The sequence below is a fragment of the Deltaproteobacteria bacterium RIFCSPHIGHO2_02_FULL_44_16 genome, from assembly GCA_001798185.1.
In the GTDB taxonomy this organism is placed as follows: Bacteria; UBA10199; UBA10199; order 2-02-FULL-44-16; family 2-02-FULL-44-16; genus 2-02-FULL-44-16.
In genome coordinates, this window is record MGRM01000025.1 from 1 (window position 1) to 15,258 (window position 15,258).

Annotated in this window: 12 protein-coding genes and 1 tRNA gene; all 13 read right to left on the reverse strand. The window is 43.8% G+C overall.

What is annotated here, in order from left to right; all coding sequences use genetic code 11:
• Positions 1-112: 112 nt before the first annotated feature.
• Positions 113-2,200, reverse strand: a complete 2,088-nt coding sequence (locus tag A3C46_03880; GenBank protein OGQ21681.1) for a translation elongation factor G — start codon at positions 2,198-2,200, stop codon at positions 113-115.
• Between the two features lie 63 nt (positions 2,201-2,263).
• Positions 2,264-2,737 (reverse strand): 30S ribosomal protein S7, encoded by a 474-nt coding sequence (locus A3C46_03885; GenBank protein ID OGQ21682.1) that lies wholly within the window; start codon positions 2,735-2,737, stop codon positions 2,264-2,266.
• Between the two features lie 13 nt (positions 2,738-2,750).
• On the reverse strand, positions 2,751-3,122 hold the full coding sequence (locus A3C46_03890; protein OGQ21683.1) for a 30S ribosomal protein S12: 372 nt from the start codon (positions 3,120-3,122) through the stop codon (positions 2,751-2,753).
• 118 nt (positions 3,123-3,240) lie between these two features.
• On the reverse strand, positions 3,241-7,380 hold the full coding sequence (locus tag A3C46_03895; protein ID OGQ21684.1) for a DNA-directed RNA polymerase subunit beta': 4,140 nt from the start codon (positions 7,378-7,380) through the stop codon (positions 3,241-3,243).
• 17 nt (positions 7,381-7,397) lie between these two features.
• The gene (locus A3C46_03900; GenBank protein ID OGQ21685.1) at positions 7,398-11,504 is read right to left on the reverse strand and encodes a DNA-directed RNA polymerase subunit beta; all 4,107 of its coding nucleotides are present in this window, start codon (positions 11,502-11,504) and stop codon (positions 7,398-7,400) included.
• Between the two features lie 120 nt (positions 11,505-11,624).
• Positions 11,625-12,011, reverse strand: coding sequence for a 50S ribosomal protein L7/L12 (locus A3C46_03905; protein OGQ21686.1), 387 nt, complete (start codon positions 12,009-12,011; stop codon positions 11,625-11,627).
• Between the two features lie 97 nt (positions 12,012-12,108).
• Entirely contained in the window at positions 12,109-12,624 is a 516-nt protein-coding gene (locus tag A3C46_03910) for a 50S ribosomal protein L10 (protein OGQ21687.1), read from the reverse strand.
• A gap of 14 nt (positions 12,625-12,638) precedes the next feature.
• The gene (locus tag A3C46_03915; protein OGQ21688.1) at positions 12,639-13,334 is read right to left on the reverse strand and encodes a 50S ribosomal protein L1; all 696 of its coding nucleotides are present in this window, start codon (positions 13,332-13,334) and stop codon (positions 12,639-12,641) included.
• Positions 13,335-13,415: 81 nt separating this feature from the next.
• The gene (locus tag A3C46_03920; GenBank protein OGQ21689.1) at positions 13,416-13,838 is read right to left on the reverse strand and encodes a 50S ribosomal protein L11; all 423 of its coding nucleotides are present in this window, start codon (positions 13,836-13,838) and stop codon (positions 13,416-13,418) included.
• Between the two features lie 10 nt (positions 13,839-13,848).
• Positions 13,849-14,388 carry a transcription termination/antitermination factor NusG gene (locus tag A3C46_03925; GenBank protein ID OGQ21692.1) on the reverse strand — a complete coding sequence of 180 codons (540 nt, stop codon included), beginning with the start codon at positions 14,386-14,388 and terminating at the stop codon, positions 13,849-13,851.
• Positions 14,389-14,404: 16 nt separating this feature from the next.
• Positions 14,405-14,773, reverse strand: a complete 369-nt coding sequence (locus tag A3C46_03930) for a preprotein translocase subunit SecE (protein ID OGQ21690.1) — start codon at positions 14,771-14,773, stop codon at positions 14,405-14,407.
• 53 nt (positions 14,774-14,826) lie between these two features.
• Positions 14,827-14,899: transfer RNA gene (locus A3C46_03935), tRNA-Trp, on the reverse strand.
• Between the two features lie 96 nt (positions 14,900-14,995).
• Complete coding sequence (locus A3C46_03940) at positions 14,996-15,145, reverse strand: 50S ribosomal protein L33 (protein OGQ21691.1); 150 nt, start codon at positions 15,143-15,145, stop codon at positions 14,996-14,998.
• Positions 15,146-15,258 lie beyond the last annotated feature (113 nt).

The window sequence follows — 15,258 nt, forward strand, 5'->3', positions numbered from 1 at the left end:
CGTTAACGTCGTCTTCCCATGATCCACGTGCCCTATCGTCCCCACGTTCACATGCGGCTTCTTCCTCTCATACTTTTCCTTCGACATAACAATCCTCCTTCAAAATAAAATGTTAACGCGTTTTCCCTTGTGTCTTTGCAATCACTTCTTCCGCCAAAGATCTGGGTAATTGTTCATAGTGTGAAAATTGCATCGTATACGTTGCACGTCCCTGTGTTGCACTGCGTAAATCTGTAGAATATCCAAACATCGCTGCAAGCGGAACTTCTGCATCCATGACTTGAGAACCAGCACGCGATTCACTCTTCATAATTTTTCCACGACGTGAGGTTAAATCTCCTGTTACCGGACCCACAAAATCTTCTGGCATGACCACTTCAACTGCCATGATCGGCTCAAGTAGAGCAGGGTTTGCTTTTCGAGCTGCTTCTTTAAAGGCCATCGATCCACAAATTTTGAATGCCATATCAGATGAATCCACTTCGTGATAGGAACCATCAAGCAGGGTTACCTTTACATCGACCATCGGATAACCTGCCATCACACCGCCGTCAACAGCTTCCCTCACTCCATTTCGGACTGCAGGAATATATTCGCGTGGAATGCGCCCACCCACAACTTCATCCACAAATTCAAATCCTTTGCCACGCTCGCTCGGCTCAGCTTTTAAAACAACGTGAGCATACTGACCACGACCACCAGACTGTTTCACATATTTCATTTCAGTTTCAGCAGAGCCGATAATAGTTTCACGATACGCCACTTGTGGTTTTCCCACATTCGCTTCCACATTGAATTCCCGCTTCATACGATCAACAATAATTTCTAAATGAAGCTCACCCATTCCTGAAAGAACTGTTTGCAAGGTTTCGTGATCCACATGCACTTTAAGAGAGGGGTCTTCAGAAGCAAGCTTCTGCAACGCTATGGAAAGTTTTTCTTCATCAGCTTTTGATTTTGGTTCCACCGCGATTGAAATAACAGGATCAGGAAAATTCATGGACTCCAGAACAATTTCATTTTTTTCATCACAAAGTGTATCGCCAGTCGTTGCTGTTTTCAAACCGACCGCAGCTGCAATATCTCCTGCCTGCACAAATTTGATTTCTTCTCGTTGATTTGCATGCATCCGCAAGAGTCGTCCAATACGTTCGCGTTTTCCTTTAGTTGAATTGTACACTTGCGTTCCCGATTCCAATTTTCCAGAATAAACGCGGAAAAATGCAAGTTGTCCGACATACGGATCAGTCATAATTTTAAATGCTAACGCAGAAAAAGGTTCGTCAGCAGAAGCTTTGCGAAGGAGCTTTACTTCCTCTTTCCCAGGCTGATGTCCTTCAATAGGAGGAACATCCAAAGGAGATGGAAGGTAATCAACAACAGCATCTAAAAGTTGTTGCACGCCTTTATTTTTAAATGCCGCGCCACAAAAAACAGGCGTCACCACCATCTTTAGAGTAGCTTTACGAGCGCAACGTTTAATCTCTTCCTTTGTAATATCGTGACTGTCTAAATATTTATGTAAAATTTCATCATCAACTTCCACCACCGCTTCAATTAATTTTTCACGAGCCGCCGTGGCTTCTTCTTTTATTTCTTCTGGAATCTCTTGAACTTCAAATTGAGAACCTTTGGCTTCATCTTTAAAAATGTACGCTTTTTCTTCAATGAGATCGATCACACCTTTAAATTGATCTTCAGCGCCGTAAGGTAACTGGAAAGGAATTGCATTCGTGACGAGGCGATCCTTCATCATCTCAATCACACGTGGGAAGTTCGCCCCAATGCGATCCATCTTATTTACAAAGGCAATTTTTGGAACTCCGTAGCGATTGGCTTGGCGCCATACGGTTTCAGATTGAGGCTCAACCCCAGCAACAGCGCAGAAAACACCGACGCATCCATCAAGCACACGAAGACTACGTTCTACTTCGATCGTAAAATCAACGTGGCCCGGGGTATCAATAATATTGATTTGAGTTCCCTGCCAATTGCAGGTTGTGGCAGCAGAGGTAATCGTAATTCCACGCTCTTGCTCTTGCACCATCCAGTCCATGACCGCAGTCCCTTCATGGACTTCACCAATTTTATAGGTAATGCCCGTGTAAAAGAGAATGCGCTCAGATACCGTTGTTTTTCCTGCATCGATATGAGCAACGATGCCAATATTCCGTAAGTTTTTAAGATCAACACTCGCCATATTTCACTACTCCAAAGCCTTTGTCAGGCTCTTCTTTTACACGGTTGTCAAAGAGCAAAAAAATTACCACTTATAATGAGCAAATGCCTTATTCGCCTCCGCCATTTTGTGAGTATCTTCGCGCTTCTTACAAGCAGCACCTTTATTTTCAAACGCCTCTAATATTTCTGCACTAAAACGTTGATCAAATGTTTGTTCTTTACGAGCACGCGCCGCCTGCACCAGCCAACGAAGACCAAGCGCCTCACGACGATCAGATCGAACCTCAACAGGAACCTGATACGTTGCGCCGCCAACGCGTCGCGAGCGAACTTCTACTTTTGGTTTGACATTGTCCAGAGCCTTCTTAAAGATCGTAATTGGGTCTTCACCCTTTTTCTGATGAATTACATCAAATGCTTTATAGACTCGGCTCTCTGCAACTGCTTTTTTCCCACCCCACATAATAGTATTGACGAGCTTTGCAATCACTCGATCATGAAATTTCGGATCAGGAATAATATCGCGTTTTAAACTTTTTCGTTTCTTACGAGGCATATTTTAATCCTTATTACTTCGGCCTTTTTGCACCGTACTTCGATCTACTTTGACGACGATTCTCAACCCCTGTTGTATCAAGAGTTCCGCGAACAATATGATAACGAACTCCCGGAAGATCTTTAACACGCCCACCGCGAACAAGCACCACAGAGTGTTCCTGTAAATTATGACCTTCGCCTGGAATGTATGCCGTAATTTCTTCACTATTTGTCAAACGAACACGAGCTACCTTACGAAGCGCGGAGTTTGGTTTCTTCGGAGTTGTAGTATAAACACGCGTACATACTCCTCGACGCTGCGGACAACGAGTAAGCGCAGGAGAAGCCGTCCGGATGCGCATCTTTTGTCGTCCCTGTTTGACTAACTGGTGAATCGTTGGCATTCTTTTTACTCCATAAAAAACAAGAAGTTAAATTCTTACACCGCATTCATCGGCAAAGTTTGCGGTTTTTAACAAAGCAGGCCTTTAAAGTCAAGAGAATCAGCTCCCTTGAAGCGCTTCATGAGACTGTATTTGCAATCCCTTGTCCATCCTCTGCTTTCTGCTCATGTGCATAGTTTTGAAGCCGTTCTTCTTCGACATCGTCAATAGCAAGTTTCATTTTTTTATACTGACGTAAGCCGGTTCCCGCAGGGATTAAGCGGCCCATAATAACGTTTTCCTTTAAACCGCGCAGACGATCGATTCGTCCTGCAATCGCTGCTTGCGTCAGAACCTTTGTGGTCTCCTGGAAAGAGGCCGCGGAAATAAAGCTATCGGTTGAAAGTGAGGCTTTCGTAATTCCCAAAAGAAGCGGTTCTGCAATCGCAGGCTTCTTTTTTTCTTTCTGAATACGCGCTTTAAAATCTTCGAACTCCTGCTTTTCAACTTGCTCATCCGCAAGCCACTCAGAATCGCCCGGATCAATAATGCGAACACGTCGGAGCATTTGACGCACAATCGCTTCGATATGTTTGTCATTTATTTTTACACCCTGCAACCGATACACCTCTTGAATTTCATCGACCAAATATTTTGCGAGTTTTTTCACCCCCAGCACCGCAAGAATATCATGGGGATTGGTGGAACCATCCATGAGCGGCTCACCCGCTTCAACGCGATCTCCCTCATGAACCGAAATATGTTTTCCTTTTGGAATCAAATATTCTTTTGGCTCACCTACATCTGAAGTGACAACAACGCGACGTTTTCCTTTGAGATCCTTTCCAAAAGAAACGACGCCATCAATTTCACTAATCACGGCGTGTTCTTTTGGTTTGCGCGCTTCAAAAAGTTCAGCAACGCGTGGAAGACCTCCCGTAATATCTTTCGTTTTTGTTGTTTCGCGTGGGATTTTTGCAAGTGTATCTCCTGCCTGCACATGATCGCCATCCGTAATCGACAGGTTTGCTCCAACAGGCATGAGGTAATTTGCAAGTCGAGCATCCGTAATCGTAATGATTTCACCTTTTTCATTTTCGATCGAGATACGAGGACGACTTGTAGGATCTTTTGAGGTGATGATCACTTTACGCGAAAGGCCCGTCACTTCATCGACTTGATCCACAACTGTTAATCCTTCAGCAATATCTCCAAAACGAACAGTCCCGCTGACTTCTGTCAGAAGTGGAACGGTATAAGGATCCCACTCAGCAACAAGTCCACCTGCCTTCACGGTGTCTCCTTCACTCACACGAAGAAGAGCGCCATAAGGGACTTTATATCGCTCGCGCTCGCGACCGGCTTCATCTGAAATAATAAGTTCACCGTTACGATTCATGACCGTGGGATGTCCGGATGAATTTTTCACTACCTTAATATTTTGAAGTTTCACGATACCTTCATGACGAACTTCAATCGATGATTGCTCAACACGTCGAGATGCAGTTCCCCCGATATGGAACGTTCTCATTGTGAGCTGCGTTCCAGGTTCACCGATTGATTGAGCTGCAATAACTCCAACCGCCTCTCCAATATTGACAAGATGTCCACGTGCCAGATCACGGCCATAACATTTCTGACAAACACCGTGGAGACTTTGGCAAGTAAGCACAGAGCGAACGAGAACTTTTTCAAGACCAGATTCTTCGATCACCGCAACAAGCTCTTCTGTAATTTCAGCTGCCGCTGGAACAAGCACTTCATCAGAATATGGATCACGCACATCTTCAAGCGCAACTCGACCAAGAATACGATCGCCGAGTGGTTCAATAATTTCACCGGCTTCAACAAGCGCATCCATTTCAATACCGTCGAGACTCCCGCAATCAAACTCAGTAATCGTACAATCTTGAGCCACGTCTACCAAACGACGCGTCAGGTATCCGGAGTTCGCTGTTTTCAAAGCAGTATCGGCCAGACCTTTTCGCGCACCGTGGGTAGAAATAAAATATTGAAGAACATTTAAGCCTTCGCGGAAATTTGCAGTAATAGGAGTTTCAATAATTTCACCTGAAGGCTTTGCCATCAGACCACGCATCCCCGCGAGCTGACGTGTTTGCTGAACACTGCCACGCGCTCCAGAATCAGCCATAATAAAAATGGGGTTGAAACTGAGCTGCGTTTTCACTTCGCCTGTCTTTGTGATGACCGTTTCAGTACTAATGGTTTCAGTCATACGCGCAGAAATATGTTCTGTAATCTCTGCCCAAATATCGACCACTTTATTATATTTTTCACCCGCAGTAATAAGACCTTCTGTATATTGTTGCTCCACTTTGCGAACTTCTTCAAAAGCTTTTGCTAAAATCTCCGCCTTTGCTTCTGGAATTTTCATGTCATCGAGACAAATAGAGATACCGGCCTTTGTCGCATGATGAAATCCAAGTGTGCGCAGATGATCGCATAACAGAACTGTTTCTTTATCGCGATAGTGACGATAACAATCATCGATAAGTTCAGCTACCGCTTTTTTGTCCATGACTTTATTGACGCGATCAAAGGGAATTTGTGGAATCTTTTCAAAAAGTAAAACACGTCCCGTTGTTGTTTCAATACGCTTCCCATGAATGCGGACCGTGATGCGAGCTTGCAAATCTACTTCTTCCATAGAGTAAGCGATACTGACTTCTTCAGGATCAGAGAAAAGACGTCCTTCTCCCTTTGCGGCAATGCGCTCGCGCGTCATGTAATAAAGTCCAAGCACCATATCTTGGGTCGGAACAATAATCGGCTTTCCACTCGCAGGCGAAAGAATATTGTTTGTTGAAAGAAGAAGAACGCGAGCTTCAATTTGTGCTTCGACGGAAAGTGGAACGTGAACCGCCATTTGATCACCGTCAAAGTCGGCATTAAATGCCACACACACCAGAGGATGAAGTTGAATCGCCTTCCCTTCAATCAGCACTGGTTCAAAAGCTTGCATCCCAAGCCGGTGAAGTGTTGGAGCACGATTTAAAATGACCGGATGTTCCTTAATCACTTCGTCAAGCGCATCCCAGACTTCCGGAGTTTCGTTTTCCACAAGTCGTTTTGCACTCTTAATCGTTGTGGCCAGTCCCTTCTCTTCCAGCTTCTGAAAAATAAACGGTTTGAAGAGTTCAAGCGCCATGGCTTTGGGAAGACCGCACTGATGCAAGCGAAGCTCAGGACCAATGACGATAACAGAACGACCAGAATAATCGACACGCTTTCCAAGAAGATTTTGACGGAAGCGTCCCTGCTTTCCTTTGAGCATGTCAGAAAGCGAACGAAGCGGACGATGATTTGGTCCAACAAAAGGACGCGAACGTCGACCATTATCAAACAGAGCATCGACAGCTTCCTGAAGCATTCTCTTTTCATTTCTCACAATGATATCAGGAGCTGAAAGTTCCATGAGTCGTTTCAACCGATTGTTTCGATTGATCACGCGACGATAAAGATCATTGAGATCCGATGTCGCAAAACGGCCCCCATCCAGCGGAACAAGAGGACGAAGATCAGGCGGAATAACCGGAACCACTGAGAGCACCAACCACTCAGGTCGATTTCCAGCCTCATGCAACTGCTCCACCAACTTCAAACGACGAGAAAGTTTCTTGGAAGCCGCTTCTGATGTTGCTTCTTTCAGTTCTTCACGAAGCTTCGTGGATAATTCTTCGAGATCCATTTTAGCTAACAGCTCACGAACAGCTTCTCCCCCCATACCGACACGAAAATCAGAACCGAACTCTTCAATCGCTTGTTGATAGCCATCTTCTGTGAAAACATCTCCTTCATTCAGACCCGTTTTCCCAGGATCAAGCACCACATAACTTTCACAGTACAGCACTCTCTCCACATCTTTGAGCGCCATATTGAGCATAGTTGAAATACGCGAGGGCAAACTTTTTAAGAACCAAATATGAGCAACAGAAGTCGCTAACGTAATATGGCCCATGCGCTCGCGACGCACTTTGCTCTGAATGACTTCGACACCGCACTTTTCGCAAACAATACCACGATGCTTCATTCGTTTGTATTTTCCGCAATTACACTCATAGTCTTTAACAGGACCAAAGATTTTGGCGCAGAAAAGGCCATCCCGCTCAGGCTTGAAGGTACGGTAGTTAATGGTTTCTGGTTTTTTTACTTCACCATGCGACCATTGGCGAATTTTTTCCGGACTCGCTATTTTAATGCGGATACCATCAAATGAAAGCGGATCTTTTGGTTTTTCAAAAAAATAATGACTTTCCATATTTTTAACCTCGTTTTTTAGGATGCTTCTGCTTCAATGAGCTCAATATCTAAGCAAAGCGCCTGAAGTTCCTTCATCAATACATGGAATGATTCTGGAAGTCCTGGTTCTAAGCTTTTTTCTCCCTTCACGATCGCTTCATACATACGCGTACGTCCAACAACGTCATCTGATTTGACCGTTAAAAATTCTTGCAGCGCGTAGGCTGCGCCATAAGCTTCCATGGCCCATACTTCCATTTCTCCTAATCGCTGCCCACCGAACTGAGCTTTTCCACCAAGTGGCTGCTGTGTGACAAGTGAATAAGGTCCAATGGAACGCGCGTGAATTTTCTCATCAACGAGATGGTGGAGTTTGAGCATGTACATAACACCAATGGTGACTGAGGTATCAAACGCTTCTCCGGTTCGGCCATCAAAAAGAATGGTCTGTCCAGAACGTGAAAGCCCAGCTTCATCAAGCAATTCTTTTACTTCAACTTCCGTTGCACCATCAAAAACACGAGTTTCAACGGGAACACCAACTTGTAATTGACGACAAAGCTCGACGATTTCTTCTTTCTTTGCTTTTTCCAAATATTCATCAACACTTGGTGAGTTGTAAATTTTCTTCAATCGCTTTTTCAGATCTTCAACAGATTGATCTTGTTCAAGCAATCTTTGAATTTCTTCGCCAAGACCATAAGCAGCCCAACCAAGATGAGTTTCTAGAATTTGACCAACGTTCATTCGAGAAGGAACGCCAAGCGGATTGAGCACTAAGTCAACCGGGCGTCCATCTGCGGTGTAAGGAAGATCTTCTTCTGCCACAATGCGCGAAATGACACCTTTGTTTCCGTGTCGCCCTGCCATTTTATCACCCACAGCAAGTTTTCGTTTAATCGCGACATAAACTTTCACCATCTTAATCACGCCTGGCGGAAGCTCATCACCTTTTGAGAGTCTTCCCAGCTTTTGATCGTACATCATGCGAATCAAGTCTGCTTGTTCCGCAGCGCGCTCAAGCATTTCGGAGAAATGAGTTTCAATCGCATCATCAGCATCTGTGGAAAGATCAGACCAATCTTCAAAGGGAACGTGCATCAATCCTTCTGCAGTCACGGCATCACCTTTTGAGAAAACAACATCGCCTTTTGTCCCTTCCACTTTGGAGGTAAGCTTGGATCCTTTGAGAACTTGCTCAATGCGTTTTGCAGCGCTTTCGTAGATTCCTTTTAATTCCGCATTCAAATCTTTCTTGATGCGATCAGCTTCTTCACCTTGAATCTCTTTTGCGCGTTCATCCAAATCAATCCCTTCGCGCGAAAAGACCTGGGCGCTGATGACAATACCACTGACTCCCGGCGGAACACGGAGGCTTGTGTCTTTCACGTCGCCCGCCTTTTCACCGAAGATAGCGCGCAGCAATCGCTCTTCCGGAGAAAGTTGCGTCTCTCCTTTTGGCGTTACTTTTCCAATAAGAATGTCACCGGGTTTTACTTCAGCTCCGATACGGATAATTCCCGATTCATCAAGATCTTTCAGAGCTTCTTCGCCGACGTTCGGAATATCTCGCGTTATTTCTTCTTTCCCGAGTTTCGTATCGCGCGCGGCACATTCAAATTCTTCAATATGAATAGAAGTAAAATAATCTTCTTTGAGCATTCGTTCGCTAATAAGAATCGAATCTTCAAAATTATAACCAGCCCAAGGCATGAACGCGACAAGAACATTTTGTCCGAGCGCAAGCTCTCCCTGATCGGTTGCCGGACCGTCAGCAACAACATCTCCTCTTTTAATGCGATCCCCTTTTTTGACGATCGGTTTTTGCGTAATGCATGTACTTTGATTGGAACGCTGATATTTGATCAAATTATAAATATCGACATCAGAACTGAACTCCCCCTTTGATCCTTTTTCAGCTCGAATCACAATTCGATTTGCATCGACTTCAGTGACAATTCCATCGCGCTTTGCAACCGCTGTTACCCCAGAATCTCTCGCAAGAACAAGCTCAAGTCCCGTACCTACCAAAGGTGCAGTGGTACGAATCAGAGGAACCGCTTGGCGTTGCATGTTCGAACCCATGAGAGCACGATTTGCATCGTCATGTTCAAGAAAAGGAATCAGCGCTGCAGCAACTGAGACGAGCTGCTGAGGAGCAACGTCCATGAGCGTCACCTGATCACGGTCAGCTAAAACAAATTCTCCATGAACCCGACTTTGAACTTGTTCAGTAAGAATATTTCCATTTTTATCCAACTTCGCGTTTGCTTGCGCAATCACTTGAGCGCTCTCTTCAAGCGCTGAGCAATAAACAACTTCATCCGTTGCTCGACCCTTCATCACTTTTCGATAAGGCGTTTCAATAAAACCGAAATCATTGATACGCGCATACACCGAAAGAGAAGCGATCAATCCAATATTTGGACCTTCTGGCGTTTCAATCGGACAGATACGACCATAATGGGTTGTGTGAACGTCACGCACTTCAAACCCAGCACGTTCACGTGTAAGTCCACCAGGTCCAAGAGCTGAAAGACGACGCTTATGCGTTACTTCCGAAAGCGGATTCGTCTGATCCATAAATTGAGAAAGTTGACTGGAACCAAAAAATTCTTTGATCACTGCTGAAACCGGTTTTGAATTAATTAAATCATGGGGCATGAGCGTTTCGACATCTTGCAAACTCATGCGCTCCTTGATCGCGCGCTCCATACGGACAAGTCCGACACGATATTGATTTTCAAGAAGCTCACCGACCAAACGCACGCGACGATTTCCGAGATGATCGATATCATCGATCTCTCCCTCACCATCTTTAAGTTTCAAGAGATATCGCACCGTTTCCACAATATCTTCTTTACGCAATGTCCCTACTTCAAGGGGAATATCGAGACGGAACTTATAGTTAAGCTTGAGGCGTCCCACTTTTGAAAGATCATAACGTTCTGGATTAAAGAAAAGATTTTCAAAAAATGTATTTGAAGCTTCAGGTGTCGCAGGATCACCAGGACGTAAACGTTTATAGATTTCAATGCGAGCTTCTTCTTGCGAGGTAACTTTGTCACTGAGTAAGGTATTCCGTAAGTAACTTCCAACGTTGAGTTCATCAATATAGAGCAGTTCAAATGTTGTAATTTTTCTTTTCTGAATTGCTTCAAATGCAGCTTCGGTCATCACTTCATTCGTGGCAAGGACCACTTCGCCTGTCTTCGGATCGACAATATCATGAGCAACGACTTTTCCATCAATATCTTCAAACTCAAGAGGAATACGAAAGTCTTTGAGTTTTCGGATTTCATCAATAATGGGCTTACGAAACTTTTTCCCTTTTTTCACGAAGACCTCTCCAGTTTTTGGATGCTTCATATCTTTGGAGGGTCGTTGATAAGGGAGGAGTTCGAGCACTGGAGTTTTAGAAATCTTTGAACCTTCAAGTGTTATTTTTTCCGCAGTGTAAAACATATTGAGCAATTCTTCTGGAGTGTATCCAATTGATCGAAGAAGAATGGTTGCCGGAATTTTTCGACGACGATCAATCCGCACGTAGAGCAAATCCTTTGAGTCGAACTCAAAGTCGAGCCACGCGCCACGATAAGGAATCATGCGAGCGGAGAAGAGAAGTTTTCCGGATGCGTGTGTTTTTCCTTTGTCATGCTCAAAGAAAACACCTGGACTTCGATGAAGCTGACTGACAATGACACGTTCTGTTCCATTGACAATAAACGTTCCAAATTCTGTCATAACTGGAACTTCACCAAAATAGACTTCCTGTTCTTTGACATCGCGAATGCTTTGTGCACCGGTATTCTCATCAACATCCCACACAATAAGACGAACTAAAACACGCATAGGAGCTGCATAGGTCATGCCTCTATTTCGACACTCCTGTTCATCATATTTTGGCGCGTCAATCTCATAACCCACAAACTCAAGCGAAGCTGTTTGATTAAACCCCTTAATAGGAAATACACTTTTGAAGACCCCTTGAAGCCCAATATCTTGCCGTTCCGCGGAACGAGTCTCTTTTTGAAGAAACTGAGAAAAAGATCTCTTTTGAAGTTCAATGAGGGGTGGGATTTCAATGACTGGCTTTACTTTCGCAAAACTTTTTCGAATACGACGAACAGGATTTGTTGCCATAAGCACTCCTTAAACGTGCGTTAAATTTTTAAAGAGAAAAATGCCTGAAACGTCCAGCTTCCACTTCTTAAACAAAGAGAAGCTGGATCGTCCATGCATTTCACCTTCTTCAATAATGCGTTATTTCAAAACAACTTTTGCACCAGCAGCTTCAAGTTTTTTCTTGAGCTCGTTTGCTTCATCTTTTGAGATTCCCTCTTTCAAGGTCTTGGGAGTCTTTTCTGATGCTGCTTCAACAAGATCCTTGGCTTCTTTGAGGCCTAGGGATGTTGCACCACGAACTTCTTTAATCACGTTAATTTTGTTCGTTCCCGAATCAGTCAAAACAACCGTGAACTCGGTTTTTTCTTCAGCTGCTTCTGCGCCTGCACCTGGTGCAGCGGCGGCAGCAACTGGAGCGGCAGCAGAGACACCAAAGGTTTCCTCAAGCTCCTTCACAAGCTCTGCCACTTCCATCAAGCTCATTTTTTTAAGTGATTCGACGATTTCTGTTTTTCCTACTGTCATACAACCTCCTTAAGGTCGCACCCCAATCAACAAAGTACACAGTGTTACTTCTGAGTGGGCCTCCCCAAATCTTGTTGGGGGAATTAAGTGCAATAGTTTATGTTTTTGTTTCCTTTATTGCATTGATTACTTGCACTAACTTGCGAGGAACAGCGGAAAGAACGCCAACGAAGTTCGACGGCGGAGCTTTCAGAGAACCAAGCATCTTTGCGAAGAGTTCAGGTTTCGATGGAAGCGTTGCAAGGAGTTTGAGATCATTGATGCTGATCTCTTTTCCATCAACTCTGCCACCACGAAGTTCAAAAAGTTCATTGTCTTTTGCAAAATTGACAAACACTTTTGCAAGCGCTGCTGGATCTCCTTCAGAACAAGCAACAGCAGTAGGGCCATTAATCAATGAAGAATATTGATCAAGCCCTTTTTCCTGCAACGCTCGTTTTGCCAAACGATTCTTCAGAACTTGCATTGTCGATTGTTCGGATCGGAGTTTCGAACGAAGTGTTGTCATTTGCAACACTTTCAACCCTCGATACCCTGCAAAGAGAAATGTTTTCGCTTTCTCAAATCGCGCTGTCAGTCCCTTAATATGATGTTCTTTTTCTGTACGATTCACGATGTTCTCCTTCGTTACTGAACAATAACAGTTTCAGGATCAATAAAAACTCCTGGGGTCATCGTTCCCGAGATAGAAATCACTTGAAGATATGTTCCTTTTGAGCTCGCAGGCTTTGCTTTCACCACTGCTTCAATCAGGGTTGAAATATTTTCTTTCAATTTCTGCCGACCAAAAGAACGTTTCCCCACTGGAGCATGCACAATGCCAGCTTTGTCTGTTCGAAATTCGACTTTTCCCGCTTTTGTCTCTTGGATGGCTTTCACAAGATCATTCGTCACTGTACCGAGCTTTGGATTTGGCATCAATCCACGAGGGCCCAAAACTTTTCCAAGCTTACCAACGAGTCCCATCATATCTGGAGTTGCAATCGTTGTATCAAACTCAAGCCATCCACCTTGAATTTTCTGAACCAGATCATCACTGCCAACAATATCAGCGCCAGCATCTTCAGCTTCTTTTACTTTTTCAGCTTTTGCAAAAACAGCAACGCGAACTTTCTTTCCTGTCCCATTGGGAAGGCCAACAGCTCCGCGAATAACCTGATCTGACTGCTTTGCATCAATTCCAAGACGAAGCGCCACATCGACAGACTCATCAAACTTTGCTTTTGAAAAACTCTCCAAAATCTCAAGCGCCTGATCAAGAGAATAACGTTTTTCTGGATCTACCTTTTTTCGGTCTTCTTGATATTTTTTTTTCTTTCCCATCATTTCTCCTTGTCCCCCACAATATTTTGGGGGGACTGTTGTCCAAACGTGATGTTGTTGCATCACTCCAACAGTTTCATTTTAAACAACTTCAATTCCCATATTCCTTGCTGTTCCTTCAATCGTTCGGATAGCAGCCTCGAGCGAATCACAGTTCAAATCAGGAAGTTTAATCTTTGCAATTTCTGCAACCTGCGCTCGAGTTACTTTTCCCACCTTATCTTTATTTGGAGTCGCTGAACCCTTTTGGATTTTCGCAGCCTGTTTCAATAAAAAAGATGCGGGCGGTGTTTTCAATTCAAAGGTAAAGGAACGATCTTGATAAACAGTAATAATGACAGGAATAATCGTTCCTGCTTGTTTTTGTGTTTTTGCATTAAACTGTTTACAAAATTCCATAATATTCACACCGTGCTGACCAAGCGCTGGGCCCACCGGAGGAGCTGGGTTTGCCTGACCTGCAGGACATTGCAGTTTAATTTGTGCTGTTATTTTTTTTGCCATAAATCCTCTCTTATGCCTCTTCTACTTTTTCAACTTCGGTAAAATCGAGCTCGATCGGAGTTGATCGACCAAAAATACTTACTAAAACACGGAGTTTTCCTTTATCTTCATTCACCATATCCACCATCCCTGTGAAGGTCGCAAAGGGCCCCCCTGTTACTCGAACATTTTCTCCCTTTTCAAATTCAATTTTCGTTTTCGGCTTCAGCGTTCCTTCTTGAATTTGATTTGTAATTCGCTTGACCTCTTCTTCAGGAACAATTGGAGGGCGCTTTGATCCTCCCACAAAACCGGTTACTTTCGGCGTTCCTTTCACTACATGCCAAGTGATATCATTCAACTCCATGCGAATTAAAATATAGCCAGGGAAAAATTGCTTCTTTATCGTGCGCTTTGTCCCCTTTTTCACTTCGACCACATTTTCTGTAGGAATAAGAATTTCTTCAAACAATCCATCAAGCTTATGCTGCCGAATTCGCTCGAGAAGCGCTGTCTTCGCTTTTTCTTCGTATCCTGAATATGTATGAACGACGTACCAATGCTTCGCCATTTCGATCTCACCTCTCTCAATGATAAAAGAAATTGACAACCGTTCCCCAAAGCGCATCAAAAGCAAAAAGAATGAGAGCAGCAATCCCCACAAGAATTGAGACAATGCCTGTTGAAAGGATTGTTTCTTTTCGGTTGGGCCATGTTATTTTTTCTAACTCTTGAATCACCTCCGACAAAAAAATATTTACCTTTTGATGTTTCATCAACACAATAAAAGCAATCAAACCACAAAGAATTCCCAAAAGGTCATGAGGCGCAATGACCCAATCAGAAAATTTTGGCAGTTTAAACCAAAACCAAAGAGTTTCAAAAAAATGAGAAAGAACAAGTCCCGCAATCAAAGCAGCTAATAAAAAAATGAAGCTCAGAAGTTTTTTCTTCATATATTAATTTTTCTGTCCTTCAATAATTCCCATTCTTTTGCTTTAAGAAGCTGCAGGGGAGACAGGCATCGAACCTGCAACCCCCGGTTTTGGAGACCGGTGCTCTGCCAATTGAGCTACTCCCCTAAAATTTTGCGCCGGCAAAATTTTCCCGAAGAACGAAAAACGTGAACGACATGGCGCAAAATTCGTTCTTCGTTTTTCGATCACGTTCTTTGAACATCACTTCGTTTCCTTATGTGCTGTACGTCTCCGACAAAATGGACAATATTTTTTAATTTCAAGACGCTCTGTTGTCTTGCTTTTATTTTTTGTGGTCGAATAATTTCGTCGCTTACATTCGCCACACGCTAATTGAATAATAATACGCATACGCACATCCTCTTTAAGTTAAGCAATAATATCGGTAACGACACCAGCGCCGACGGTACGACCACCTTCTCTCACCGCAAATCTCACTTCCTTCTCAAGCGCTATCGGACTGA